The organism is Pinirhizobacter sp. (assembly GCF_036499745.1).
Taxonomy (GTDB): domain Bacteria; phylum Pseudomonadota; class Gammaproteobacteria; order Xanthomonadales; family Rhodanobacteraceae; genus Pinirhizobacter.
Map to the genome: position 1 here is coordinate 52,105 of NZ_DASYDG010000012.1, position 24,301 is coordinate 76,405.

The 24,301-nt window shown below is 61.3% G+C and carries 26 protein-coding genes and 1 pseudogene; 11 read left to right on the forward strand and 16 right to left on the reverse strand.

Annotation, left to right across the window (positions count from 1 at the left end):
* The first annotated feature begins 195 nt into the window (after window positions 1–195).
* Together VGM61_RS04590 and VGM61_RS04595 are read left to right on the forward strand one after the other, a co-directional pair.
* Complete coding sequence (locus VGM61_RS04590) at window positions 196–1,128, forward strand: dihydrodipicolinate synthase family protein (protein ID WP_331521554.1); 933 nt, start codon at window positions 196–198, stop codon at window positions 1,126–1,128.
* A complete protein-coding gene (locus VGM61_RS04595) occupies window positions 1,125–2,297 on the forward strand; it encodes a mandelate racemase/muconate lactonizing enzyme family protein (protein WP_331521555.1) in 1,173 nt (390 codons plus the stop codon). Before VGM61_RS04590 ends, VGM61_RS04595 begins: the two co-directional genes overlap by 4 nt.
* Here VGM61_RS04595 and VGM61_RS04600 read toward each other — a convergent pair.
* The 10 genes from VGM61_RS04600 to VGM61_RS04645 all read right to left on the reverse strand — a co-directional run bounded on the left by VGM61_RS04600 (window position 2,276) and on the right by VGM61_RS04645 (window position 12,115).
* Window positions 2,276–3,544: an MFS transporter gene (locus VGM61_RS04600; protein ID WP_331521556.1), complete on the reverse strand. Its 1,269-nt coding sequence runs from the start codon at window positions 3,542–3,544 to the stop codon at window positions 2,276–2,278. The genes VGM61_RS04595 and VGM61_RS04600 overlap by 22 nt on opposite strands.
* A gap of 75 nt (window positions 3,545–3,619) precedes the next feature.
* Window positions 3,620–4,339 (reverse strand): IclR family transcriptional regulator, encoded by a 720-nt coding sequence (locus tag VGM61_RS04605; RefSeq protein ID WP_331521557.1) that lies wholly within the window; start codon window positions 4,337–4,339, stop codon window positions 3,620–3,622.
* Between the two features lie 168 nt (window positions 4,340–4,507).
* Window positions 4,508–5,269 carry a YkgJ family cysteine cluster protein gene (locus tag VGM61_RS04610; protein WP_331521558.1) on the reverse strand — a complete coding sequence of 254 codons (762 nt, stop codon included), beginning with the start codon at window positions 5,267–5,269 and terminating at the stop codon, window positions 4,508–4,510.
* A complete protein-coding gene (locus VGM61_RS04615) occupies window positions 5,266–6,105 on the reverse strand; it encodes a hypothetical protein (RefSeq protein ID WP_331521559.1) in 840 nt (279 codons plus the stop codon). The genes VGM61_RS04610 and VGM61_RS04615 overlap by 4 nt, the downstream gene beginning before the upstream one ends.
* Window positions 6,087–6,620, reverse strand: a complete 534-nt coding sequence (locus tag VGM61_RS04620) for a GNAT family N-acetyltransferase (RefSeq protein WP_331521560.1) — start codon at window positions 6,618–6,620, stop codon at window positions 6,087–6,089. Before VGM61_RS04620 ends, VGM61_RS04615 begins: the two co-directional genes overlap by 19 nt.
* A gap of 4 nt (window positions 6,621–6,624) precedes the next feature.
* On the reverse strand, window positions 6,625–7,089 hold the full coding sequence (locus tag VGM61_RS04625) for a VOC family protein (RefSeq protein WP_331521561.1): 465 nt from the start codon (window positions 7,087–7,089) through the stop codon (window positions 6,625–6,627).
* Between the two features lie 45 nt (window positions 7,090–7,134).
* The gene (locus VGM61_RS04630; protein ID WP_331521562.1) at window positions 7,135–7,308 is read right to left on the reverse strand and encodes a hypothetical protein; all 174 of its coding nucleotides are present in this window, start codon (window positions 7,306–7,308) and stop codon (window positions 7,135–7,137) included.
* A 54-nt stretch (window positions 7,309–7,362) separates the two neighbouring features.
* On the reverse strand, window positions 7,363–8,973 hold the full coding sequence (locus VGM61_RS04635; protein WP_331521563.1) for an MFS transporter: 1,611 nt from the start codon (window positions 8,971–8,973) through the stop codon (window positions 7,363–7,365).
* Window positions 8,974–9,019: 46 nt separating this feature from the next.
* Entirely contained in the window at window positions 9,020–11,425 is a 2,406-nt protein-coding gene (locus VGM61_RS04640; protein WP_331521564.1) for a DNA polymerase II, read from the reverse strand.
* Between the two features lie 3 nt (window positions 11,426–11,428).
* Window positions 11,429–12,115, reverse strand: a complete 687-nt coding sequence (locus tag VGM61_RS04645) for an antibiotic biosynthesis monooxygenase (protein ID WP_331521565.1) — start codon at window positions 12,113–12,115, stop codon at window positions 11,429–11,431.
* A 151-nt stretch (window positions 12,116–12,266) separates the two neighbouring features.
* Between VGM61_RS04645 and VGM61_RS04650 the strand changes: the two genes are divergently transcribed.
* Both VGM61_RS04650 and VGM61_RS04655 read left to right on the forward strand, forming a co-directional pair.
* Entirely contained in the window at window positions 12,267–12,527 is a 261-nt protein-coding gene (locus VGM61_RS04650; RefSeq protein WP_331521566.1) for a hypothetical protein, read from the forward strand.
* Between the two features lie 77 nt (window positions 12,528–12,604).
* Window positions 12,605–13,249 carry a response regulator transcription factor gene (locus tag VGM61_RS04655; RefSeq protein WP_331521567.1) on the forward strand — a complete coding sequence of 215 codons (645 nt, stop codon included), beginning with the start codon at window positions 12,605–12,607 and terminating at the stop codon, window positions 13,247–13,249.
* Window positions 13,250–13,254: 5 nt separating this feature from the next.
* Here the strand turns inward: VGM61_RS04655 and VGM61_RS04660 are convergent, their stop codons facing one another.
* Together VGM61_RS04660 and VGM61_RS04665 are read right to left on the reverse strand one after the other, a co-directional pair.
* On the reverse strand, window positions 13,255–13,677 hold the full coding sequence (locus VGM61_RS04660; RefSeq protein WP_331521568.1) for a response regulator transcription factor: 423 nt from the start codon (window positions 13,675–13,677) through the stop codon (window positions 13,255–13,257).
* Between the two features lies 1 nt (window position 13,678).
* A complete protein-coding gene (locus tag VGM61_RS04665; protein WP_331521569.1) occupies window positions 13,679–14,617 on the reverse strand; it encodes an AraC family transcriptional regulator in 939 nt (312 codons plus the stop codon).
* Between the two features lie 110 nt (window positions 14,618–14,727).
* On the opposite strand from VGM61_RS04665, the gene VGM61_RS04670 reads away from it, so the two are divergent.
* Window positions 14,728–15,285 carry a cytochrome P460 family protein gene (locus tag VGM61_RS04670; protein WP_331521570.1) on the forward strand — a complete coding sequence of 186 codons (558 nt, stop codon included), beginning with the start codon at window positions 14,728–14,730 and terminating at the stop codon, window positions 15,283–15,285.
* A 177-nt stretch (window positions 15,286–15,462) separates the two neighbouring features.
* A complete protein-coding gene (locus VGM61_RS04675; protein ID WP_331521571.1) occupies window positions 15,463–15,846 on the forward strand; it encodes a TraR/DksA family transcriptional regulator in 384 nt (127 codons plus the stop codon).
* 29 nt (window positions 15,847–15,875) lie between these two features.
* Here VGM61_RS04675 and VGM61_RS04680 read toward each other — a convergent pair whose 3' ends face one another.
* A complete protein-coding gene (locus tag VGM61_RS04680) occupies window positions 15,876–17,105 on the reverse strand; it encodes a DUF1993 domain-containing protein (protein ID WP_331521572.1) in 1,230 nt (409 codons plus the stop codon).
* A gap of 8 nt (window positions 17,106–17,113) precedes the next feature.
* Here VGM61_RS04680 and VGM61_RS04685 point away from each other — a divergent pair, with 8 nt between their 5' ends.
* The 3 genes from VGM61_RS04685 to VGM61_RS04695 all read left to right on the forward strand — a co-directional run bounded on the left by VGM61_RS04685 (window position 17,114) and on the right by VGM61_RS04695 (window position 19,765).
* Window positions 17,114–18,085 (forward strand): AraC family transcriptional regulator, encoded by a 972-nt coding sequence (locus VGM61_RS04685; protein ID WP_331521573.1) that lies wholly within the window; start codon window positions 17,114–17,116, stop codon window positions 18,083–18,085.
* 199 nt (window positions 18,086–18,284) lie between these two features.
* On the forward strand, window positions 18,285–19,175 hold the full coding sequence (locus tag VGM61_RS04690; protein ID WP_331521574.1) for a sensor histidine kinase: 891 nt from the start codon (window positions 18,285–18,287) through the stop codon (window positions 19,173–19,175).
* A 2-nt stretch (window positions 19,176–19,177) separates the two neighbouring features.
* Window positions 19,178–19,765 (forward strand): uracil-DNA glycosylase family protein, encoded by a 588-nt coding sequence (locus VGM61_RS04695; protein ID WP_331521575.1) that lies wholly within the window; start codon window positions 19,178–19,180, stop codon window positions 19,763–19,765.
* A gap of 40 nt (window positions 19,766–19,805) precedes the next feature.
* Here the strand turns inward: VGM61_RS04695 and VGM61_RS04700 are convergent, their stop codons facing one another.
* The 3 genes from VGM61_RS04700 to VGM61_RS04710 are packed head-to-tail and all read right to left on the reverse strand — an operon-like array spanning window position 19,806 to window position 22,436.
* Window positions 19,806–21,002 (reverse strand): DNA-3-methyladenine glycosylase 2, encoded by a 1,197-nt coding sequence (locus tag VGM61_RS04700; protein WP_331521576.1) that lies wholly within the window; start codon window positions 21,000–21,002, stop codon window positions 19,806–19,808.
* Window positions 21,003–21,013: 11 nt separating this feature from the next.
* Complete coding sequence (locus VGM61_RS04705; RefSeq protein ID WP_331521577.1) at window positions 21,014–21,982, reverse strand: ester cyclase; 969 nt, start codon at window positions 21,980–21,982, stop codon at window positions 21,014–21,016.
* Window positions 21,983–22,040: 58 nt separating this feature from the next.
* Complete coding sequence (locus VGM61_RS04710; protein ID WP_331521578.1) at window positions 22,041–22,436, reverse strand: nuclear transport factor 2 family protein; 396 nt, start codon at window positions 22,434–22,436, stop codon at window positions 22,041–22,043.
* Window positions 22,437–22,741: 305 nt separating this feature from the next.
* Between VGM61_RS04710 and xth the strand changes: the two are divergent.
* A pseudogene (xth, locus tag VGM61_RS04715) lies at window positions 22,742–23,554 on the forward strand (exodeoxyribonuclease III); the annotation flags it as partial.
* A 477-nt stretch (window positions 23,555–24,031) separates the two neighbouring features.
* Window positions 24,032–24,301, forward strand: a 270-nt coding sequence (locus tag VGM61_RS04720; RefSeq protein WP_331521579.1) for a hypothetical protein, incomplete at its 3' end; no start/stop codon positions are given.

The window sequence follows — 24,301 nt, forward strand, 5'->3', positions numbered from 1 at the left end:
TTCGGTGGTGAGCCTGGGGAAGTGATCGACCCCCGTCGACCCCACTGTCTTTCCCCGTCGCTCGCGGCATGTTTTGCTTGGCTTATCGTCACTATTATAGCAATATAGATGAGCTTGCAAGGGCACCCGCACAAGACGATCACTGCTGCAGAGCAGCATTTCTTGACCACCGACACGCTCGAGGACATTCGCGCAATGACTCCACTCGCAGGTGTTTTTCCCATACTGCCGACGATCTTCGAATCCGGTGGCGCGCTCGATCTCGGCGGTACGCGCAATGTCCTTGAGTACATCGTTGCGGCCGGCGCGGCCGGCGTGGTGTTTCCTGGTTTGGCGAGCGAGTACGACATGCTGTCGGTCGACGAACGCCTGGAGGTCACCGCTTCGCTTGGCCAATGGATCGGTGGCCGCGTGCCGTTTATCGTAGGTGCCAGTCATGCCGATGCGGCCGTGGCGATTCGCCTTGCCCATGCGGGGGCCAATGCCGGTGCGGTGGCTGCGATGATCCTCACGCCACACGCGCACGCTGGTGATGGTGACGCAATGGCGCGTTACTTCAACGATATCCATGCTGCGACGGGCCTTGCCATCATGCTGCAAAATGCGCCCGCGCCACTGGGTGTTGGCCTGGGCGTTACCGAGGTCGCCGCGCTGGCACGCGCGGTCAAGGGCATTCGCTACGCCAAGGAAGAAACCCAGCCGTCAGGCCATCGCATCACGGCCCTCGCCGCGGAAGCCGGTCATGGCGTGGAGGCTGTATTTGGCGGTGCGGGTGCCCGCTACATCATCGACGAACTGCAGCGGGGTGCTACCGGCACGATGCCTGCCTGCGAGGTCACGGAGGTCCATGTCCAGATGCTCGCCCTCTACCGCAGCGGTAACGTGGACAGTGCCCGTGACCTCTTCGAGCGGACGTTGCCCTTGCTTAGCATGCAGGCGGTGTTCCGCTGGCGGTTGACCAAGGCCATCCTGTTACGCCGGGGAATGATCGGCAGCGACTACGTCCGGGCGCCCGGCCCGGCGCTCGACCGGTGGGACCTGCGTGAACTGGACGCCCTGCTAGCCCGCATCGCGGACCTGCTGCCATTGGACAGTTACCCCGGCGAACAAGCGAGAATGCCCCAATGAACAGCGCCGTCGCCAACGTCGAAACCTTCATCGTCACCGTGCCGCGCGATACGCCTTACCTTGGCCCATTGGGCCCGGGCGAGCGGGTGAACTCGCGCGGCTACGTCGTGCGCCACGGTAACGGGACCATCTACCCATCGGTGGATCGCTCCATCGCCGTCCGCGTCACCTGCACTGACGGCAGCGAAGGCTGGGGCGAGACCTATGGCATCTGTGCACCCCGGGCGACCACCGAGATCATCAACGATCTGCTCGTGCCCGAGCTCATCGGGCGCCACCCGGAGGACGTGGAAAGCATCTGGGACGACCTCTACGGGCTGATGCGCGTGCGGGGCTGCACCTCCGGCTTCCATGTCGATGCGATCACGGCGCTGGACATCGCCCTGTGGGACCTTCGTGCCCGCGCGCACGGCGTGCCGTTGTGGCAGATGCTCGGCGAGCGCCGTCGCGACCGCATACCCGGCTATCTCTCCGGGCTTCCCGCCTCGACATTGGACGGTCGCGTCGACATGGCACGGCAGTTTCACGCCCAGGGCCATGACGCCTTCAAGATCCATGCGGTGGTCAGCAGCGAAGGCATCGTCGAGGAAGTCGCCGCGCTGCGTGCCGCGCTGGGTGAGCAAGCGATCATCATGGTCGACCTGCACTGGAAATTCTCGCCCTCCGAAGCGCTCGCCCTGATCGAGCGCATGGCCGAATATCGTCCCTTCTTCGCCGAGGCGCCGGTGAAGCCGGAAGACATCGACGGACTGGCATGGCTCGCCGAACGCTCGCCCACGCCGATTGCCGCGGGTGAAGAGTGGTACACCGAATACGAGGCACGCCTTCGCCTGAACCTGCGCAGTGTCGCCTTCATCCAGCCGGAAATGGGGCACACGGGCATCACCCAGTTTCGTCGCATCAATGCGCTGGCCGAGGCCCATGGTGTCGCCACGGCGCCGCACGCCACCATTGGTGCGGGCCTCTTCCTCGCCGCCAGCCTGCATGCGTCGGCGACGTTGCCGGGGCTATGGCGGCACGAGTGGCAGCACTCGGTATTCGCGCGGTCGCTTGAACTGCTCGATACCGACATGGGCTATGCCGACGGCCATTACAGCCTGCCGACCGGCCCGGGTCTGGGCGCCCGGCCTGGTAAGCGCTTCTTCAATTACGCCGAACTCGTTTCCTGACCCAGCACCGTGTTTGCGGTCGCCGGTGAACGCGGCGCCAGCTTCACGCCCAGCCATGCAACGGCGAAGGCAATCGGATGCAGGAACGCCATGATCACGAAGCAGTGATCGAAATGACCGCTCGTGACCAGGCTACCCACCACCTGCGCGGACAACATGCCGCCCAGGCCACTGCCTGCGCCGATGATCCCGAAAACGGTGGCGATATTGCGACTGGGATAGAGATCGACGACAAGCGTGCTGATGTTGATCTGGTACACCAGGTGGGCGAAGGTCACCGCCGAGCCGATCGCGAACAGGATCGGTATCGCCGGATGCGCCGCGGCGAGCATGCCCACCGGCGCCAGCATGGCGGCACCGGCCATGGCGATCAGGCGGCTGCGCGCGGGCGCCATACCCTTTTTCACCATGGCGCTGGAGATGGCCCCGCCCCCCACGCTGCCGACGTCCGCTGCCAGGTACACCACCCACGCCATGGATGCCACCGCGGCCAGTGTCATGCCACGAACATCATTGAGGTACTTGGGAAACCAGAACAGGTAGAAGTACCAGACAGGATCGGCCACGGCGCGGGAGAGCACCAGCAGCCAGAGCGTGCGGTCCCGCAACAACTGCCCCCACACCATGCCTTCGCTCTTCGCGCCAGGTAGCGTGACCGGGCGCGGTTCGCGCGGATGGATCCACAGCCAGCCGGCCAGCCAGAACAGCCCTGCCACACCGGTGATCACGAACGCCCAGCGCCAGCCATACACCAGGGCCACGCCGCCGATCAGCGGCGGAGCCAGCGTCGCGCCGACCATCGCGCCAGCCGTGTAGATACCGAGAGCCAGGCCGCGTTGCGTCGGCGGGAAGCGTTCTGACACGACCTTGGAGCCAACCGTGTAGTTGCCCGGCTCACCCAGCCCAAGCGCGAAGCGCGCGGCACCGAGCTCGAACGCGCTGCGGGCCATGCCGGTCATCAGGTTGGCCACCGACCACCAGGCGACGAACAGTGCAAGGGCCATGCGCGAGCCAAGCCAGTCGGTGATCCGTCCGGCCAGCAGATAAGCAAGTGTGTAGGCGAAGAGGAACATCTGCACGATGTGCGCGTAGGCCGCATCGGTGATGCTCAGGTCCAGCTGGATGGTCGTGGCCAGGATCGACAGCGCCTGCCGGTCCAGGTAATTGATCACGGTGGAGACAAAAAGGAGGGCCAGCAACGCCCAACGCAACTTCCCCGGCCGCGTGGCTTCTCCATTTTCAATCATGCCATGCGCCCCTCATCACGAACGCTGGACCGTATTACTAATATAGCAACACGTCAATCGCTGCCATGGAACGTGTCAGCCGATCGCGAGCGCCGCACCGCGTAGCGCTTCGACCAGTTCGGTGGTCGCTGTTTCGGGAATCCACCCCGACATCGCCAGTCCCGCGACCACGGGTGCACCTGTCGCCACCGCCACGATGTGGTGGTCACGCTCGTCGGCCACGTGCACGCGGGCGAAGCCCTGTGCGCGGGTGACTGAAAGCGTGGTGAGCAAGCTGTCCACGCCTTCCGGGAACATCGGGATGTCGCGGTTCGCATAGAGCTCACGAACCTCATCGTCGGGCAGCTGCGAGAGCAGCACGATGCCGATCCCGCTGGTGGTGGCGGGAAGCACGCCGATGCGTCCGAGGCCGCGGGCCGCTTCAATTCCTGGCGGCGCATGGAACAGGTAACTCACGCTATCGTTCCAGAGCACGCCCATCGCCACGGTATGGCCGAAGCGGCGAAGACGCTCAAGCTCGGGCAACGCGCGCCGGATCAGGCCGGAGGCGAACAGGCTCTGCGCGGCCAGCACGTGCATGCCGGGCCCCGGCGCATATTTGCGATCGGAGGTCTGCCTGACGATGCCCATATAGGCAAGCGTCTTCAGCAGCCTGTTGATCCGTGTCGTGTCGGCGCCCAGTTGTCGGGCCAGTTCGCGGCAGCGTACCGGCTCGGGTGCCGAAGCCAGGGCCTGCAAGGTGCGAATGCCGTCGATAAGGCTCTGGTTGGGCTGGGCGTTGGGCTTGGCGCGCATGCGGCACAGATTAGCCGTACGGCGGGTCCTTTGCGACAGTCACGCGAGCACAGCCTGTGCATCCTCATGCTCGCGACGACCGGTCGCCCCCTCCCCCACGTGCGACCGGGGTCCTCGGGCTGGAAGTGCCCGCATCGTTCATTCGCCCGATTCGTTATGTCACGGGTGTCATGCCGCCACCATGGGAATGTACAAATGGCGGTGATCCCCATCTTCTGGATATAGCTCGGCTTGCATCTGGCGAAGCTTGTCGGTGAGCCTTTGTCCGTGAACTCGTACAGACCATGGTTTTGCTGACGATGGTTGAAGTGCCGATGCACGGCTGATGGCCGCCATCAAGTCGTCCGCATCTGGCTTATGGATGACAAAGCCGCAACCCTTCCATGCGGTAACCCGCAGGTCCAATTCCTCGCAGATCCGTACCTTTGTCAAAGCCTCCGACTGGTCGGCACGACGAGAGGCTTCGACCAGTTGCTTGATGGAAGGAATTAACTGGCCGTCAGCCTGTATCACTTCCTCGCCTTGCGATGCATCCCATGCCTCAGGGGGGCAATCCTTCTGGTCGGTCCCGAAGGTGGTGAAGGGATTGATCTCCAGGGGATAGATTCGGCATACCAGTGGCCTATCCTGATAAATCTGGCAGGCATTGCCTTCGCCAAGATTAGGGCAGCCAGCGGTGATGTCAGCGGCAAAGATCGCTATGACACAAATGTCGATATTTCCAGATCTGACGGAGGCACCACGGCTCGCATCGTGCCGGTAGCGAGCCATGTCACCCTGGCCCTCCTGAATAGCGAAGGCTTCCAACAGGATCGACACGCGATGTCCCCGGCGAAGCCACGCTTCAGCCTCTCCCAGCGTCAAGGGAACATGCCGGCCCCTGCAGCATGCGCCACAGCCTACGCAGTGAAAATTGACCTGCTTGATCATTCTTCGATCCACAGGCGTCCTGCCTTGAGGTCAAACGTAACTATCCAGCGGCAAAGTGTGGGTATCCCGATGTTGCCGTCGTAGATAAGGTCATCGACATGCGCCCGGGTCTTGAGGGCCACACCTCCGTTGAGGGTCGTCGACACATCCTGCCCTCCTTTGATCGATGGATCCAGGCCGAGTTCGCCGGCGATGTGACGGTTGATCACCGCGCCGCCATCGCTGCCTGAATCCAGTTCCATCCAGAGGGTTCCCGACCGGCCTTTCACGCCCACAAAGGGCGTCAATGCCATGCCTTCGATCTCACGGCTGTAGTGGACGCTCACCTCGCGCGCGTGGGTAACCCGTTGGGCAAGGCTGCGGGGAGACTCGATGATCAGCTGCCGGTGAGCCAGGTCGAGCGTGACCACGCGGCCGGCGAAAGAGTCCAGCGCGACGGATCCCATCAGTTCGGGAGAACCGGGTGGCACCTTGGCCATGAGGTCCCAGATGCCCGCTACGGGTGCGTGCAGCTGAAGATGGGAAACGCTTAACTTAACGTTGTCGCAGCGCGGCAGATCGATTCGGTCGCCCCTCATGCGAAAGCCGGTGAGTGTTCCCCAGGGCTTGCACCCGGCCATCGTGGCCGCCTTGGGCGTCAGGACCGTCAAGCCGCCGGCGGTATCGAGAAGGAACAGGCCTTCGTGGTCTCCGAGCCGTGCGTGAAAAGACCACAGCACGCCAAGGTAGGGCTCCAGTTCGATGACATCTGCCTTGCTGTCCTGCTGTCTGTCCGTGGCCCACGCGAAAGGCGACGCCAACAGCAACGCGAAAAGTACTACGAGCGATTTAGGCATCGGAGATCATTCATGGGGAGTTGGCGTAATGGTTTCTCGTAACGCAGCGCGGGGACGGCAATAGTTCCCCCGGCGATTCGTGCCGCCTGTATGAACTCGCCGATGTTGCTCCAACCGCTGCGTTCATAGAAGTGCCGTGCGCGGGCATTTCCCGGAACCACGGCCAACCAGGCTACCGTGCTGTGTGCCGAGATCAGGGACTCGCCATGTGCCAGAAGCAGGTCGGCAATGCCCATCTTTCGTGCACCCGGGGCGACATAGAGATGCTCAACTTCATCATCGTGGACAACGATGAAGCCCACCGTTTCCGTGCCTAGCTGGGCAACGTAGGTGTTATTGATCTGCTCAGCCGCCCTCACGCGAATGTCGGTGGGTTGGCGATGCGCCAGCAAGACATCAGGTACGTGGCCGTGATGAACCTCCATCCAGCCTTGATGCCAGATGTCCGCGACAACATCAAGGTGCCCGGGCTGCGCGGGACGGATAGTTGCACGTTTGGAGGTGGCGTCGAACACCTTCTTAGGCTTTTACCTGCGCCACAGTTTTTGCGAAATTCAAATGGTATTTGAATTCCAGGGCGTTTCCGCTGGGGTCTTCGACGACAAATTTCCCATACTCATCGTCCGTGCCCTCATCCTTGATCATGGGATCCAGCATGAATCGCGTCGAATGCTCCTTGCATCTTGCAAGCACCGACTCCCATTCTTCCTTGCTTAAAATGGCGCCGAAATGATCGATCTTGAACGCCGCCAGCTTTTCATCGGCCTGGTGAATGGTTAATTGGTGACCAAAGAAAATGATGTCATACCAGTTTTCATTGTCCCGCCCCAGGGAACACCCCAGTACTTCAAGGTAGAAGCGCTTTGATTCATGCTTGTCGGGCACGACGAACGACAAATGGAATGGCAATAGCATCTTGCGCTGGCTCGGCTTTTGAACGAGTGCCCATTGTTTCGACGTTCCAGCGGCGCGTGCCAGTTCCATTGGTCATGGGATGCGTAAGGCGCCATCACCGAACCGACACGGTCATCAGCCCGGGCGCGCTTTCAGCTGGGTAAGCACTTCTTCCTTGCGCTGGGCCATGCTTTCGCCGAGCGAAGCCAGGGTCGACGGGTCCAACAGCCCCTTGGCTTGTTTGAAAAGTTCTTTCTCCTCTTCCTCGATATGGTGCTCGACGAGCTCCTTGAGGACACCCAGAATCAAAAGAGTTCGGGCCGGGGCCGGGGACGCCCGCCATCTGCCAAAGTTTATGCACGCTCACTTGGCAGTAAGTACATCCTGGATCGCCTCCAGTCCGTGCCCGCGCGTCTCGATACCGCTGCGCGCCAGCATCCAGCCAGCAACGGCCATGGGCCCGGCAATCAGCAACGCTGACAACATGAAGTGTTCGAACATGCCGGCCACGCCCAGCCCGGCGCCAAGTATGCCGCCGAACTTCGAGCAGCCGGCGATCAGCCCGGAGCCGGTGCTGCGCAGGTGCACCGGATAAATCTCCGCCGCGTACGGAATCAAGGTGGCAATGACCCCGCTGACGCTTAGTAGCAAGGCCACCGTACCGATGGTGGTGACAGTAGAGACGCGTACGTTTGCCAGATCGATCAGGAAGAAAAACAGCAGGGACAGCGCCGTGATGCCAATGAAGAGCACTAATGTGCGGATGCTGCTCCAGCGCTGGTAGAACCACACCACGACAACGATGCCTGGTAGCGCAAGGAAGGCTGAGCGTGCCAGCAATGCGCTGCTGCCGTGCGCGTCGATACCCAGTTTCACCAGGTTCGCTGGCAACCAGAGCAGGAAGCCGAAGTTCACCAATCCCCAGGCTAGCGCGCAGGTCGCCAGGCCCAGGGTGATGCGTGCGTGCCGGCCGCGCAGAAGCTGTCGCAAGCCCGTTCTTTCCGTCTGCGGGTCCGCCGGCGTGAAATCGCCGATATGTTCCAGTTCCGGCACATCCACCCTGGCACCGCCTGAGAATCGCATCAGCACGGCGCGCGCCTGGTCTTCCAGGCCCGCCAGGGCAAGAAAGCGCGGCGATTCGGGAATATAGCGATTGAGAAACACGATCAGCGCGCCGGTGGGCAGATTGAGCAGCCACAGCGCCCGCCAGCTGTAGGTCGGTTCGAACAGCGTCGCCGCGCCCGAGGCCAGCAGGTAACCGGCCGACGTACCCACACCGCCAAGCGCTACCAGCAGCCAGCCGCGATGTGCCGTGGGGATCGTCTCGGCCATCAGTGTAAACGTGATGGGCAGCATGCCGCCGGCAGCCGCACCCATCATGAAGCACATCGCCAGGTTCCAGCCGAAAGTGGGCATCGCGCCGCAGATGGATGTGCCCATGAACATCAGCGCCGACAGCAGAATGGTGGCGCGGCGGCCGAACAGATCACCCAGCCTGCCCCACACGATCGAGCCGACCGCCGTACCGGTGAGTGCCGACAGGGCCAGCCATCCGGCCGTTGAAGAGCTGATCGCGTATTCGCTCGACATGCCAGGCATCACGAAGCCGATCGTGGCAGGTTTCATCACGTCCACGGCGAGCGCAATGGTGAGCACGGTCACCAGTTTCCAGTGCTCGCGGTTAAGCGGGACACTATCGGCAAGATCGAATGGCAGCGGGCTGCGCCCAGCGTGCAGCGTTCGACGCATCTGTTCGATTCGCGGCATCAGTCCGTAGGCTGCCAGCAGTACGCCCAGCGGCACCAGCACCATGCCCGCGATCATCATGTTGTCCATCGGCATGCCTACCAGGTGGTAGTGCATGGGCGCCGCCATGGCGAACATCGGCAGATGCGCAAGCACACCCGCGATCACCGCCGCGCAACCCAGCCAGAAGGCCACCGGATGATGGAAGGTGAGGTCCTTTGAACGCATGAATCCCGGATTCATTTAGAAAGGAATTCAGCTTATCAGACGAAAATCAAAAGAGCTCAGGCTGGTGCGACGACAACGCATCGAAGCGATCGCCCATCTGGGCAAGGATGGCATCCCCCACGGGCCTTAGCTGGTGAAGCAGGTAGTGGTCGTAGTCAAGGGTGGATCTGCGCGCTTCGAGTGGTTCGGGCCCATTCGTGGTCATGACGTAACTGATCCACCCGCCGCCCTGATACTGCCGCGGGCGGCCCAGGCGAACGTTGTTTTCGTCGGCCAGGATGGCCGCACGAACATGGGGAGGCGTTGCCCGGTCATACGAGTCGAGCCGGCCGCGCAGTCGTTTTCGATACACCAACGCGTCGTCCATCCGGCCTGAGCGCAGATCCCGTACGTATTCCCGCACGAAGTCCGCATAGGGCTCACCCTTGAATATTCGTTCCAGCAGTCCTCCCTGGAAACGCTTGGCCAGCAGTGTCCAGTCGCTGCGCACGGTCTCTAGCCCACGAAACACCATCTGTTCGTGTCCATTCGAGTCGATGGCGAGCCCTGCGTACCGCTTCTTGCTGCCCTGATCGCTGTTTCGGGTGGTCGGCATGAAAAACCGCTGGTAATGCGTGTCGAATTCGATTTCCAGGTGACATTCGATCGCGAGGCTGTTCCACAGCAGTTCCCGCCATGACGCATTGATGAAATGGACCAGTTCACCGCCAATCCTGCCAGCCTCTTCCTCGCTGTACCGCCTGCCAAGCCATACGAAGATCGAATCCGTATCGCCGTAGATGGCGGCATAACCTCTACCTTCCACCCATGTCCGGGTCTGCCGCATGATCTCGTGCCCGCGTAGCGTAACGGCGGACACCAGCTTTGGATCGAAGAACCGTCCGCCGGATGCGCCCAGCACGCCAATGAATGCATTCATCAGCAGCTTGAGCGCCTGCGACAGTGGCCCGTTTCCTTCCTTTTTTGCCTTGTCGCGATCGCTCCACATCTGGGCGATCAGATCGGGCAGGCAATGCTTGCTCCGTGAAAAGCGCGTTCCATTGGGTCCGGGTATGGTCGCCGACGGATCGCTCGACAGGCCACCCTCGGCCATGCCAACCGGGTCGACCAGGTAGGTCCGGATAATCGACGGGTAGAGGCTCTTGTAGTCGAGCACCAGTACCGAATCGTAGATCCCCGGACGGGAATCCATGACGAAGCCACCGGGGTAGGATTCGCCCAAACGCGAGGCGACGTTCGGTGCCACATAACCCTGGCGGTGCATGCGTGGCAGGTACAGGTGACTGAACGCCGCGATGGAACCGCCGCTGCGATCAGCCTGCAAGCCGGTGGTGTTGGCCCGCTCAAGCAGGAAGTCCATCAGCTTGGTCTGGTGAAAGATGCGGGTAACCAGCTCGCAGTCCTTCAAGTTGTAACGCGCAAGGCGAGGTTTGTCGTGATGGAACCGCCGCTCGATCTCCTCCATACGGGAATAAGGGTCGTCGATGTCCTTGCCTTCGCCCAGTAGCTCGCGTGCAACGTTCTCCAGGCTGAAGGAATCGAATGACCATGACGCGGTACGAAGTGCCTCGATCCCGTCCACCACCAGTCGGCCCGGGATCGATGCGAACAGGTAACCTTCCCGCCGACGATGGTCGCGCCACTCGATGGGCGACGCGCCGCGACCGAGCGAGAGGACAAGGCCGCACTCGTCCGCGCACGCCTGGAGCAGGCGCAGGTCGAACTGCACGACGTTCCATCCGATGATGGCGTCCGGATCGTTATGCCGGAACCAGTTGTTCAGCGCCATGATGATGCCGGCGCGGTCATCGAAATAGGTCAGCTTGAAATCGAGGCCGGGCGGCACCTGCGCCCTGGAATCGCCGAGCATATAGACCTGGCGATCGTCACATCCCTCAAGTGCAATGGAATACAGCTGGCCGTGGGCGCTGGTTTCGATATCCAGCGATACCAGCCTCAAGGAAGGGCGATATCCCGCGGCCGCCCGTAGCCGCGGATTGACGATCGTGCCACGTTCGAGGGCAAGGTCTACACCCAGCGCGACTGAGGCGGTGATGAATCGCTCCATCAGGTAACGTTCGTCGGGCCGCACGTCGGCTTCCAGGACAACCACGCCAGCCTCGGTCAGGCGTTTCTCCAGCGCCAGCATCTGCCTGTACCCTTTCGTATAGAGGCCCAGCACAGGCTCCTGCGCGAAAGTTTTCATCGGTAGCGTGGCCAGGTCCACGCCACGCAGGTTGGCGATGATTCGTTCCACCTGCTCGCGCTGCGCGGCAAGTACGAAGGCCACGCTTCGTTGCCCGGTGATAAGTACCCGGCGCACTCCCTCGGCGGTCGCGAGCCACAACTCGATGTCGTTGCCGTCCCGCGTATCCCGCCAATGGCGCGTGAGGATGTAGCCGAGGTCTTCGCGGTCGTTCACCGCGCAATTGTAGCTGAGCAGCCCCACCATCCATCAGCTGTGTTTCGTGGGCTGACCCTGGGCATCGGGGTAATACTGGGGGGCTTCGCGCCGGTCGAACATGCCGTAGTCACGCACCACCCGTACACGACGCGTGCGGATAGCCTCATCAATGGAACAAGACTCCTCAAACGCCGCCGCGTCATCGCGGGTCTTCCAGGACAGAAGAAGGATGACTTCGCCAGGCGTGAGCACCGCATCAAATACATCCCAATCGAGAAGTCCCTTTGCGTGCGCGTCGAATCCGAGCCAGGCCGCCACACCGTCGGCCCCCACCTTCTTGACCCAACCCGCCCCATGCCTTCCTGAGACCAGGGTTACCGTGGTGCCCTGCCCTGCTTCCGTTTCGTCCAGGCGCTGCTCGGTGAGCTTTTGTCCTTCGGGCACATGGGTGTCGGTGACGATCTGGCCTACCCGCAGGTGGTAGTCGGAAAGGATGGCGTCGCGCCCTTTTTGCTGTACATCGTGGTGCACCGCCTTGGTGCGCCATCGGACCAGGGCCTTTTCGTCGCGCCACCCGGACAAGGAGAGAATCCATCCCTCGCGTGTCAGGCTGCCGTAACGGATGTTGTCGATGAAGCCATCGATTTTCTCAAGCTCGGGACGAAGGAGCCTGGCATTGCCAAGATAATCATCCCACTGCCCGGACCCCGGGTGCACCTCAAAGATGACGGAAAACATCCTGCACTCTCTCCAGTCAATGTTTGTACCGGTGTATTGTAGAACCGGACCTGCATGGATAGTGTCGCCCCCTCCCACTCGAATACCCCAATCGAGGCTCGACACTGGGCGAGTTGCGCACGTAGCATCAACGCTTATGCGATGGGACAACATGAGCAAATACACCGTCCGTTGGATCGAGCTCGCTATAATCGATCCAGATGGGAATATTGACGCCAATCGCGTTGAATACGTGGCGTTCAGACGCATCGGTAAAATAAGCATCGAGCAAGATGCTGATGGGGATTACGTCATATTTTTCTGGGCCGATGGCATTCGATATTTGCTCCTGTCATGCCCTGACCACGAGAAAGCACAACAAGAAGTAGTGCAGCTCATGCACCGTATCGATATTTCCCGGGTCAGCGACTGACGTTTTGAGGGAACTTCACTCTTTCGGGTTTGGCCTCCCGGCTCAAAAGGGGAATAATCCCCTCACCCGAAAGAGTGATGAACCTTCTTGTGTTCAAACCGGAAAAAATCATCCGCATTTTGATTGCCGATGACCACCCCATGATGCGCACAGGGGTGCGGGCGACCCTGGAAATCGAGCGCGACATGAAAGTGGTCGGAGAAGCATCCGATGGCGCGGAGGCCATCTCGATGTTCCACTTGCTCCGCCCCGATGTCACGCTGATCGACCTGCAGATGCCCAAGGTCGATGGGTTGGTGGCCATCACCGAGATCCGCCAGGCAGTACCCACGGCAGTCATCATTGTGCTGACCACCTATCCAGGCGATGCCCGCGTTACCAAGGCGATCTCGCTCGGGGCGACCTCTTACCTGCTGAAGGTTGCCTCCAGTGAGGAAATCGTGGCTACGGTGCGGGGGGCGGCGTCGGGCAGGCGCCATGTTGCCGAGGAGGTCATCCAGGACGTCCACGCACACCAGGGGATGGAACCTCTCAATGTGCGTGAGCTTGGCGTCTTGCGGCTGGCCGCCCAGGGCAAGAGCAACCGCGCCATCGGTGAAACGCTCAATCTCTCGGAAGAAACGGTCAAAACCCGAATGAAGGCCATCCTGGCCAAGCTCAATGCGAACGACCGCACCCACGCGGTGTCCATTGCCATCCGGCGGGGTTTCCTCGATCCCTGAAAGACTCAACGGCCCGAGCGCCCAGCAAGATCAAGGGCAAGGCGAATTTCATACAGGATTTCGTCGCCGGTAGCCGTTTTCAGGAAGCATGAAGTCGCCCCCAGGCCAAGCACTTGTTCCACACGTGACTCGTCCGGATAAGTGGACATCAATATCAGCGCGCCGTCGTTCGATATTTTCCGTAGCTCCATCACCGTCTGCAGGATCTCCGCATCCTGGATCTGCAGGTCGATGAGGACAACATCCGGACGCAGGTAGTCGAACGCTTCGACTGCCGTCTTGCCGGTGGAAGCCTCGGCGATCACCTCGAACATTGCATCCTGTTCGATGACAGCCCTCAGTCCATCGCGCATGACCGAGTGACTATCCGCGATGAGGATACGGTGTTTTTTTGGGCTCGGGGTCATGGTGCCTGCTACGTTGGTCATTTCACCCCCTCCCCGGCCATGGATCGCGTCCATAGGTCTGACGAAAAGCCCGTACAAAGCCCGAGCGGCTGCCGTAACCAACGGCATGGGCGATTTGCTCGAGCACGGATGTCTCGGCGGCAAGCAAGGTTTCTGCACGCCGCATGCGTAGGTCCCGGAGGGTGGCCATGGGGGTACGTCCGACGGTCTGGGAGAAGCGTGCCATGAACGCCGACCGGCTAAGGCTTGCCAGCGCGGCGAGCGACGTCACCGTGTGGCGTGCGCCGGGCCTTGCCGCCATCTCGCCGAAGGCGCGGGCAATCTGCGGATCACGGAATAACAGCACATGCTCGCTCATCTGGCCCGGTGATTTGAGGCACTGGCGGAAAACGCAGATGAGGACCTGCTTGAAGAGCGCGGTGGTCATGGCTGCCACACCGAGGTCCTGGCCAGCCAGCTCGCCAACGGCCGTAACCAGGTAGTCGGCCACGCGCGAAACGCCATCGAACACTTCGATAATGGGCGAGGGAACCCCTGCGAATACGTCGATGGTCGAGGCGAAAGACGCCTTGAAGTAACCGCAAATGACTTCTGCGCCGGCGCCGTCGGTGGGCTGGCCAACGGATGTGTGGGACTGCCCCAGGGTGCCCGATCGCAATGCCGAGAGATCAAGCACACGGGCCACCGTGCCGGGAACGGAACTGTCGACAATGACGCCCTTTCCGCAGGGGACGATAACCATCGTGCCGGGCTGCAGCGCGGTCGATGAATGTTCACCGCCAAGCAACTCGATGGTGCCTCTCAGACAGAAGCAGACCGCAGCAGTATCGCTGGCTGGCAGGAGTACCCGCGTGCCTGCGCCCATGGGAATCCGGATGAGACTGCGGACGTTGACGTCGAGTACACCCATGAGTCTGTCGAAGTCGACATCGTGGACGCGAAGAGAAGGACTTTGCGTCATGTCTCAAAGACCCTTCGTGCCGGCATCGCGCCTACATTGGACAGTAGGCGTGGTGGGCGCGCGCTCATCCCTGACCTGCCAGTAAGCCATTTACCCCTGAGGTTCCAGCCATGAACAAGTATTCTCTTGCCGCCGCCCTGGGGCTTTGTCTTTTCTTTGGCGGAAACGCCTTTGCTGCGAAACCAGCCGGTACGATGCCTGCCATTAGCGACGCACATGGCAACCTGCACGTTCCCGATGACTACCGCACCACCTACCAGTTTCTCGGTTCGTGGTCGATCGCTGCTGACAAGGGCGCCGGTGCCAAGCAGATGCACTCGGTGTATGCCTCGCCAGGTGCCGTCGCCGCATACAAGAAACTGGGGCACTTTCCGGACGGCACGGTATTGGTCAAGGAGGTTTTCGAGACCGCCACGATTCCGATGACCACCGGTACTGTCAGTCACGCCGAAACGCTCAAGGGCTGGTTCGTGATGGTCAAGGACAGCAAGAATTCCCATCCTGACTCCAAGCTCTGGGGCGATGGTTGGGGCTGGTCCTGGTTTGACGCGGGCAACACCACCACCACGACCACCAAGGAATACAAGTCTGAGTGCCTGGCGTGTCACCAGCCGGCCAAGGCCACTGACTGGACCTATGTGCAGGGCTACCCGGTTCTCAAGAAGTAAGGCGTTCCGGTGATCGTTCAAATCGTCTCCCCGGCTGCCGGCTGAACCAGCACACTGTGCATTGCTGGTTCAGTGGATGGTGCCGGGAGAAGATGCGAATCGATTCACCCCAACGAGTGAAATCGAGATTTTTTTTCAACGGTGATCCTCCACCGTTCTTTTCACCTGGAGCGCACCATGACCAATCCTGCCATCCACGACCTGGATGCCGCCTTCATTGAGCGACAACGCCAGCGTCTGCTTACCCTTCGCGCGCAGCTTGTCAAGGACGGCGACCTGGCCGGGGTGGACGAAGACGCCCTCCAGATGGCTGCCGGAGATGAACCACAGGACGCGGTGGACGACGGTGACCGGCTCGAACAGCAGGCCAACGACGAAGCCGTGCTCGCCCGCGTCAAAATGCGGGTGATTGCCATCGACCGGGCGCTGGAGAAAATCACCGAACGTACCTACGGCCTGTCCGATGGCAATGGCCAGGCGATCGGCCGGGCGCATCTTGAAGCCGTGCCCGAGGCGGTATTCACCACGGACGAGTTGCGTATGAGAGAACGCCGGCACTGAAGCGCCCGTCGCAGTTCGTTCCCAACCTTCTAGGGCAGGGTAAAGTTGGCACCGGATTCAATCAGCCGGTAACGCACCCGTTCCTCGATTTCAGCATCGGCCGAATATACGTCGACGCGATCACCCTCACATAGCTGCAGGGTCGCCGCCAGGGAGTCGAAATAGAAACGGCCTGTCCAGCGGTGCTCGATGACCAGGGCAAGCAGATCGGCCGCCTCTTTCACGCCGTCTTTGCCGAAGAGAAAACCGGGCAGCTCCAGCAACGGCCGGGCTTCGCCCTGTGCCTCACGATAGGGGATTGTCGGGTCGGACTCGTATTCCTCATCCCATATCCAGTCGGTCACACGCAGCAGGCCGCCCGTGAACGGGCCAAAATCCTCCATCAGGGAACAGATGACATCGCGCAGGTCGACATCCATGGGCTGGGGCGCGAACTGGAAGTAGAAGGACTTTGGATCGTGTGTATCGGGGTCTTCGGGCAAATCGTGTGCGGCAATCCAGGCCGATGCCTCAGCTGCCGTAAGCAAGCGCATCGGCTGGCCCTTGGGAACCGAGCAGTCACCTGGCTGGTCAGCTTTGATTTCCGTCTTCGGTAAGTCGCCAAAGTAATCCAGCTTGCCGATGCGCACGTTCATATGCCGCAAAATGGCGTGGGCCATGGTGATATGGAAATAGAAATTGGGCAGCAGGACCGCGCGGAGATAATCTCCGCCTGTCATCGCATAGCTGGCCCTGCGGAACGACTGGTCGATGATGCGCCCTTCGCTGCCTTCGAAGTGGGCCGGGGTAAAGGTGTGGACGTACTCGCATGTGCGTTCCACGCGCGCCCGGAAGTCGATGGCTGTCATCTCGTTGTCGGCAAAGGACGGCGCCTTCCGCCCGGTCAGTCTTGCCGGCCCATTCTTCGCGTTATCGCAGGCGGTCTGGAATTGCTGGCCCAGCGAAAACATATCCGGCACCAGGCGCGTCTTGAATACCACCGCCTCGTCCAGGCGCCCTCCGGCAATCTCGTTCTCGATGACGTCGAGATAGGAAAGAAGGACATGGAGCCCGCGCGAGAGCGCGGGAATGGTGAACTCAAACATGGAGGACGACATGGCGATCTCGCTGCGGGGACTAGTTGGCATTGCCCCACGCGGGCCCTGGATGGACAAGACCCGAAAGGGTCGGTTTTCCGCCTGGGAGTTTGTAGTGATTGAACGCCAGCCTGACAGGCACTTTGCACCAAGGCGTGACGGATGAAAGAACCACTCGTACACTCCTTGCCATGGGCCTCGATGACCGCTCTGCACCTGCTCACCCGGCCGACCTTGAACAGCTTATGGGCGCGCTCGAGGTAGAGTACGTGCGCCTTGCCGAATGCCAGGTAAGCCCGGGGTGGCGACTGGCGTTCCAGGCCATTTCGTCCCCGGGGCTCCACTACAACCTGGCCGGTTATGGCCGGATGGTAGTTGCCGACCGACCTCCCATTGAGCTGGCCCCCCACACGATAGTCATTCTGCCAGCCCATCTTCCTTTTCGCCTGGAAGTGCCGGGAGAGGACGGGGACACGGCACCGCACACCGTGGAGCGCTCGCTGGGCGGCATACGGCCAGGACACCTGGACCGGTTCACGGCCGGCCCTCCTCCCTACTCCCTCAGTCTTATTTGCGGGTATTTTCGCGCCGGCTTCGGGGCGGGCATCGACCCGTTTGCCAGCCTTGGCAGTGTTCTTGTTGAAACATTTGAGGAAGACGACCGACCCGATCACCTTCTGAAGGCAGCCAGCGAAGAACTTGCAAGCATGCGCGTGGGTGCGGCGGCCATGACATGCGTCTTGCTCAAACAGGTACTGCTTACGCTGATTCGCCGCTCGCTCACCGAACCTGGGCTCTGGGCCGAGCGCTTTTCAGCACTGAGCGACCCGCAGCTGTCCCGCGCGTTCAGTGAGATGCTCGCCCACCCGGGGGCACCACACACCATTGACTCGCTTGCCCGCCGCGCCTTGCTTAGCCGATCGGCCTTCATGGCACGGTTCGCTGCCCTGTTCGGCCTCTCGCCGATGACCGCCCTACGGCAACTGCGCATGAAGCGGGCGGCGTCCTTGCTTGCAGCCGGCACCTTGTCCATTGAACAGGTGGCATGCGACGTCGGCTATGCGAGCCGCTCGAGCTTTATCCGCGCCTTCCGCCTCTACCATGGCAGTTCGCCGGTCGCGCGTCACCTGGCGCCCCAGGACATCCCCCTTCCCCGGCGCTGAACCCACGTCGCGGACATTATGTCCTGCGATGTGTTCAGCAGTCCTGCATGTGTATCCGAAAGTCCCGCTAGCGCGCTTGAGGGCTATCGGGTCCGCTCGCGCATGCAGTATTTAACCCATATGTTTTTTCTATGCACGGCCGGATGACCAACATACATGGGAGGCGGACGGAAATTCACCTACGGCGGAGGGCGCATTGGTGATTGGGCAGTTCCACCACAGCCTGTGGCATGCCGCTGTTGCCGGCATCGTGATTCCGCGAAATTACTACACCAGCTGGTGGTTCATAGCCCTCGTTGTCCTTCTCGTCGCGCTGGCGGGATGGTTGGTGTATGTCCGTCATGTACGCCGGCTTGTAGGGCTGGACCGGGCGGCGACGCTCGAGCGCGAGCGCATCGCCCGCGAGTTGCACGACACCCTCCTGCAAAGTGTCCAGGGGCTCTTGCTCCTCATCCAGGCCACCGCCCACGATTGCAGGGAGCAAAGCACGAGGGACCGGTTGCTCCGCGCGGTCAGTGCTGCGCGCGCCACGGTCGTGGAAGGCCGGGCGCAGGTCCAATCGTTGCGAGTGACCGAGCCGGATATCGATCTGCCGGCCCGGTTGATGGAAGTGGCCACACAACTGTCGACCGTATACAAAGTGGCGTTTGGCCGGATCATCACCGGGCAACCGGTATCGCTTAGCCCGGCGGTGGCGAGGGAAGTGCTGCCTGTGCTGCGGGAGATGCTCACCAATGCCTTTCAGCATTCGCGGGCGGCGAACATACGCCTTGATCTCAGATACGGCCTGATGCGCTTTGAGGGTACGGTTACCGACGATGGGATCGGCATGGCGCCGGAGGTGATGCAGGCAGGCGGACGCACCGGGCACTGGGGCCTGGTGGGCATGCGCGAACGGGTCGCCCAGCTCCACGGGCAGTTCCGGATTGACTCAGTCCAGGGGAAGGGCACGGCGGCCCATGTGTCCATTCCCGCCCAACGCTTGTATCGCGAGAATATCGTCACGCGCGTATTCAGGCGCCGCCACGGGTCATTGAAGTTGGTCGAATGTTCGTGTCTTAATGAAACGGCAGTAGCGCAAAGACTTTGACCATGACATCCATGACTGCCCTGCTGAAGGACGTGCGAGCCTGCTCGCTCTGCGCCAACCACCTTCCACTGGGGCCGCGTCCCGTGGTCCAGGCAAGTACCACGGCACGCATCCTTGTCGCAGGCCAGGCGCCGGGGAGGAAAGTACACCAGACGGGCATTCCGTTTGACGATGTCAGCGGCGACAGGCTGCGCGACTGGCTCGGGATATCGCGCGATGTCTTCTATGACGACAGGAACATGGCGCTCATACCCATGGGGTTCTGCTTTCCCGGGACAGGGAAATTTGGCGACCTGGCCCCACGCCCGGAGTGTGCGCCTGCCTGGCGGAAGGCCTTGCTGGCACACATGAAGCATATCCAGCTCACCATCGTGCTCGGCCAGTACGCACAGGCGTATCACCTGCCCGACCGAGGAAAATCGCTCACCGAAACCGTTCTGCGCTGGAGGAACGGTTGGCCGCTCGTGGTGCCGTTGCCCCACCCGAGCCCTCGCAACAAGCGATGGCTGAAGCACAACCCGTGGTTCGAAAGCGAACTATTGCCGGCGCTGCGATTGCGCGTGGCCGAGGTCCTGCAAGCCACCGACTGACCGCGCGTCATAGGTCAGACAGCTTCTACCAGGCCGGTGATCAAGCCGGATCTCGCAGGGACGCCCACAGGTGCATGCTGGCCAGGCTTCGCCAGGGTGAGAACGGTGCCATCAGGCGGGCGGTACCGGCGGCGTCGGGTCGCTCGGCCAAGCCATGCAGGCGCTGCAGCGCCGTGGCCAGGCCGCTGTCACCCACAGGAGCGGCATCGGCGAAGCCGATTCGCAACTGCACATACCGCGCGGTCCACAGGCCGATGCCGCGCTGGGCGATCAGGGCGCGCTCGGCTTCGATGGCAGAACCGTCGGCCAGCGATTCGACCGGCAGGGTGCCATTGACGATCGCTTGCGCGGCGTCGATCAGATAGCGGGCCTTGGAGCGCGAAAAGCGTCGGCTCGTCAGGTCGGCCGGATCGAGGCGGGCAACCGCATCGGGCGAAGGGTGGACAATCATGCCGCCGATCTTCGTGCCGGCCATCATGATCAGGTCCCGGCGAAGGCTACCTGCGAACGCCAGGTTGATCTGCTGGCCTACGATGGCCCAGCACAGTGCGTCGAAGGCACTGGGAATCAGTGGTACACGCAGCCCACGGCGCGTCCGAGCCAGCGAAGGATGGTTCTTTTCGAAGTCGTCGATGTCGTTGACCAGGCCAAGGACCTTCAGCGCATGGCCGTGCAGTAACGCCATGCTCGCAAGGCCGGGCTTTCTCCCGGCCGTCACCCGTGCATCCACCCTGCCAGGCTCGATGGTCAGCTCGAGTACCGCGGGGCCATCGGGGGTTTGCAGGGCTTTCCATATCCGGTTTCCCAGTGACCTTTCGGCAAGACCGTCCGGATCGCGGGACTGGTATGCAAGCACTTCTTCCGGCCGGTAGTCATCGGGCAGGCGCAGGACGAACGCCGTAGCACCGTCGAGTGCACGGTACGCCGCCGGCGTCAGATGCATCTTTTCAAGGAAGTCACGTTCGAACGTCGCCACATTGACGAATCCGGCGGCCTCGGCGATATCGGCGGGTGACCGCTGGCCCTGCACCAGTTGCCCCGCCGAATAGCCGATACGCGCGCGGGACAACCAGCGCCCGGGTGCCATCTGGGCATGGTCGAACAGCAGGGATTCCAGCCCGGATTGATCCAGGCCCGCATGTGCCGCGAGGCTGGCGACGTCGGGAACCGACGCCGGCTCATTGGCCAGTAGCCAGGTCAGGCCGTGAAATGCCTCGGCACCTCCGACCCAATTCATGCGTGTACTCCTTACTTCGTTAATTGCCTGACGAAATCATCACCGTTGGAAAGGGTGATCAGATCGTCGAGAAGCCCGGCTTGGTTGAAGCGCATGAACTCGATGCCTCGTACCCGCACGGGCTTTCCCGTAGGCTGCAAAACGGACCCATCGGGCAATGTAAAGGGACCTGTCTGCGTACCTTCCATCACGTACTCTACGGCGGCACGGTTTCCTTCTACCAATACGTATTCATCGCGAATGGCAAGGTTGGGAAACGGTATCTTGTAGCGCTTGATTCTCTCGATGAAGGCGCTCTTTCCATCCAGAAGGGTACCATTGGAATTCACGTGGATGTTATCGGCCACCAGGGGACCATTCCTGTCGAACTGGCCCGTGCTGAAGTTCTTGTGGAAGGTGGATGCTGCCCGACGAACCTGCGCAACGTACGCGGGGCTTTCGTTCCCGTTCGGAAGCAAGGTGACATTCTCGAAGGCGTCGATCTTCTTGCTACCTTTTATCTCGCCCATCACGTCGTCCAGCTTGGTGATCGTGATCAGTTTGCTCATCAGGCCTTGTTTGTCGAATTCGAAGACCTCACCGCTCATGGCCTGGATCTTGTTACCCGTGGCGGGAATGCCGGCATAGGGTCCCTTGTGCTCGCCCTGCAGAACGTACTGCACAGCGGCCCTGCTGCCATCGACGACAACGATGCGGTCCTTCAGTTGCAGGCCCGGGAACGGCACGCTGTAGCGCTTGAGGCGCTCGATGAATTTGTCCCGGCCGACCAGGATCACGTTGTTGGAGTCGACATGGATATCCGGCGCGGCAAGCGGGCCGTTGCTATCGATTTCGCCGTTGCTGAAGTTACGGTGGAACTTCGATGCCATCACGTGGACAGCTTCGGCTGACGGGTTGTCCTTTCCACTAGCGATGCTTGCGGCCAAGCCCAGCGTCAGCGATGCCAGGATGCCTATTGCCCTGGAGAACGGGTTGTTCATGGAGGTTCCTGATCTGTCGTACCGGCCTTGAGTGTATTGGCACCTATACGCCAGACCTTCACCCGATCGGGTGAAGTACGTGCTCAACCCATTGGGCACGCCACGCTGGAGCCTGGAAAGGATCGGCGAAATACTGGGTTTCGTGCGACACCTTCCCATCCCGGAATTCCATGATGCTTACCGTGTGGGCGCGCTTGTCCTGGTAGTTGATCACATACTCAGTAACCCACAGGTTGCCCTGCCCTACGATGCGCCGGACGGCAAACCCCGATGGTTTGCCGGGGTGATGGCTACGGAGCGCCAGCAGGTTATGTCGACCGTGAATAACCTCGCCCGATTGCGGGTACTCGCACACGGCATCATCGTGATAGATCTCATGCTCGGCGACCTGGTCACCTGAAGCGGATGCGGCCCAATGCTTATCAATGGTCGCCCGAATGTCGTGCTCGTTCATGATTGGCCTCCCTTAGGGTCCATTTGGCTCGGCGATCGCTTCGACCGGCCGATGAGGAAGATCGATCATGCGCAGATATGCCCTGACCGGGCAATAAGCGACCCGGGCATCTCATGGCGAAAGACGTTATAAGAAGCTTGGGGGAAAGCTTCGCCTGAAGAACGCCAGACAAGGGATGGGTTCTGTTCCAGCATTCCGGCCACGACCCCAACCAGGAGGTCGTGGACGCGGAGTACAGGATCCTGAAGGAACGCATTCTTCCGTTGACGAAATAAGCACCGGGTGCGGGGTTAGCATCGGTGGCGATGAAGATCGCCACCTTCAATATCAACGGTATCCGCGCCCGCCTGCCCACCCTGTTGCAATGGCTTGAGCGCGAGCAACCGGATATTGCCTGCTTGCAGGAACTGAAGGCCGGCGATGAGTTATTCCCCGTGCAGGAGATCAATGACGCCGGTTACGGGGCGATCTGGCAGGGGCAGCGCTCGTGGAATGGTGTTGCCATTCTGGCGCGCGGCGCCGATCCGGAGGAGCGCAGGCGCGGCCTTCCGGGCGATGCGAAGGATACCCAAAGCCGATACCTGGAAGCGACCGTGCACGGCATGGTCGTGGGCTGCCTGTACCTCCCCAATGGCAATCCCCAGCCGGGGCCAAAGTTCGACTACAAGCTGGCCTGGTTCGAGCGGTTCATCCGCCATGCGAAGAAACTGCACGCTAGCGGACACCCCGTCGTGCTGGCCGGTGACTACAACGTCGTACCCACCGACGAAGATATCTACAACACGCGTTCCTGGCTGAAGGACGCCCTGCTGCAACCGGAAAGCCGCGAGGCTTACCAGCGCCTGCTTTCACAAGGCTGGGTAGATTCGCTGCGTGAACTCTTCGGCGATGAGCGCGTGTACACCTTCTGGGACTATTTCCGCCGGCACTGGGAAACGAACTCTGGCTTGCGCATCGATCACCTGCTGTTGGGGCCAGGGCTCGGCTCGAAGTTACGCAGCGCCGGCGTCGACACGTGGGTTCGCGGGCTTCCGCATGCCAGCGACCATGCGCCTACATGGGTGGACCTCGATATCGACGGCCCGGCGCAAGCCCCGGCGACAAAGAAGGCAAAAGTTACAGGCAGACGGTGACGTCTGTGCTGGACGACGTGTTTGGCCGTCCATGCGTCTAGAAGGCAATTCGTGTCAATTTGGTGAATTGCGTAAGAAAAGTGTTGACAAACGTTCGCTGCGATGCAACAAATGACTTGCAGCCCGGTTTTCCTAGGCGTCCGCCTGTATCGCACGGGGATAGTTTCCAGTGAACGCTTTCAGCCATCACCCATCACTCGCTATTGGCGTATCGCGTCCCGATACCCGATGTAGCAACGTTTGTCCCTGCTGTCCTAACTAAAACAGCATTCCGCGTTTCGCGGCATCCAGGTTCCACCTGAACTCCCGGGTTTTCGACGCCGGGACGACCGGTTGCGGCCTGTGATACGCCGCCAGGGAAGTACGCGCCTTGCATCAGGGCCGTCACATGGCCAGAGCATTCCGTCCCCAGGCAGTGCCTGGTCCTTCAGCGCGCGACAAACGTCGCTCTCGGCAGATTCCATGACCCATAAATACATCGTTCGTACCACGGCGCTCAGCGCTGCCCTCGGCCTGGCACTGTTTGGCACAGCCTCATTCGCCCAGTCCACCACGGGTAACCTGTTTGGCCAGGCACCCATCGCCAGTGGTGAAACCGTTCTTATCGAAGGCAGCGCCGGCATCAGCCGCGAGGTACCGGTGGACGCCAAGGGCCGTTATTCGGCCGGCCAATTACCGTTGGGTACCTACACGGTGAGCCTTCGCCAGGACGGCGCCACCGTCGATACACGA

Excerpts from the sequence above, each read along its gene's own strand:
- VGM61_RS04655 (WP_331521567.1), top strand. The coding sequence starts at position 12,605 with ATGAACCTTCTTGTGTTCAAACCGGAAAAAATCATCCGCATTTTGATT.
- VGM61_RS04685 (WP_331521573.1), top strand. The coding sequence starts at position 17,114 with ATGGGCCTCGATGACCGCTCTGCACCTGCTCACCCGGCCGACCTTGAA.
- VGM61_RS04605 (WP_331521557.1), bottom strand. The coding sequence starts at position 4,339 with ATGCGCGCCAAGCCCAACGCCCAGCCCAACCAGAGCCTTATCGACGGC.
- VGM61_RS04710 (WP_331521578.1), bottom strand. The coding sequence starts at position 22,436 with ATGAACGAGCACGACATTCGGGCGACCATTGATAAGCATTGGGCCGCA.
- VGM61_RS04700 (WP_331521576.1), bottom strand. The coding sequence starts at position 21,002 with ATGAATTGGGTCGGAGGTGCCGAGGCATTTCACGGCCTGACCTGGCTA.
- VGM61_RS04660 (WP_331521568.1), bottom strand. The coding sequence starts at position 13,677 with ATGACCAACGTAGCAGGCACCATGACCCCGAGCCCAAAAAAACACCGT.
- VGM61_RS04670 (WP_331521570.1), top strand. The coding sequence starts at position 14,728 with ATGAACAAGTATTCTCTTGCCGCCGCCCTGGGGCTTTGTCTTTTCTTT.
- VGM61_RS04635 (WP_331521563.1), bottom strand. The coding sequence starts at position 8,973 with ATGCGTTCAAAGGACCTCACCTTCCATCATCCGGTGGCCTTCTGGCTG.
- VGM61_RS04675 (WP_331521571.1), top strand. The coding sequence starts at position 15,463 with ATGACCAATCCTGCCATCCACGACCTGGATGCCGCCTTCATTGAGCGA.
- VGM61_RS04595 (WP_331521555.1), top strand. The coding sequence starts at position 1,125 with ATGAACAGCGCCGTCGCCAACGTCGAAACCTTCATCGTCACCGTGCCG.
- VGM61_RS04640 (WP_331521564.1), bottom strand. The coding sequence starts at position 11,425 with ATGGTGGGGCTGCTCAGCTACAATTGCGCGGTGAACGACCGCGAAGAC.
- VGM61_RS04705 (WP_331521577.1), bottom strand. The coding sequence starts at position 21,982 with ATGAACAACCCGTTCTCCAGGGCAATAGGCATCCTGGCATCGCTGACG.
- VGM61_RS04625 (WP_331521561.1), bottom strand. The coding sequence starts at position 7,089 with ATGGAACTGGCACGCGCCGCTGGAACGTCGAAACAATGGGCACTCGTT.
- VGM61_RS04645 (WP_331521565.1), bottom strand. The coding sequence starts at position 12,115 with ATGTTTTCCGTCATCTTTGAGGTGCACCCGGGGTCCGGGCAGTGGGAT.
- VGM61_RS04665 (WP_331521569.1), bottom strand. The coding sequence starts at position 14,617 with ATGACGCAAAGTCCTTCTCTTCGCGTCCACGATGTCGACTTCGACAGA.
- VGM61_RS04695 (WP_331521575.1), top strand. The coding sequence starts at position 19,178 with ATGACATCCATGACTGCCCTGCTGAAGGACGTGCGAGCCTGCTCGCTC.
- VGM61_RS04650 (WP_331521566.1), top strand. The coding sequence starts at position 12,267 with ATGAGCAAATACACCGTCCGTTGGATCGAGCTCGCTATAATCGATCCA.
- VGM61_RS04610 (WP_331521558.1), bottom strand. The coding sequence starts at position 5,269 with ATGATCAAGCAGGTCAATTTTCACTGCGTAGGCTGTGGCGCATGCTGC.
- VGM61_RS04615 (WP_331521559.1), bottom strand. The coding sequence starts at position 6,105 with ATGCCTAAATCGCTCGTAGTACTTTTCGCGTTGCTGTTGGCGTCGCCT.
- VGM61_RS04590 (WP_331521554.1), top strand. The coding sequence starts at position 196 with ATGACTCCACTCGCAGGTGTTTTTCCCATACTGCCGACGATCTTCGAA.
- VGM61_RS04600 (WP_331521556.1), bottom strand. The coding sequence starts at position 3,544 with ATGATTGAAAATGGAGAAGCCACGCGGCCGGGGAAGTTGCGTTGGGCG.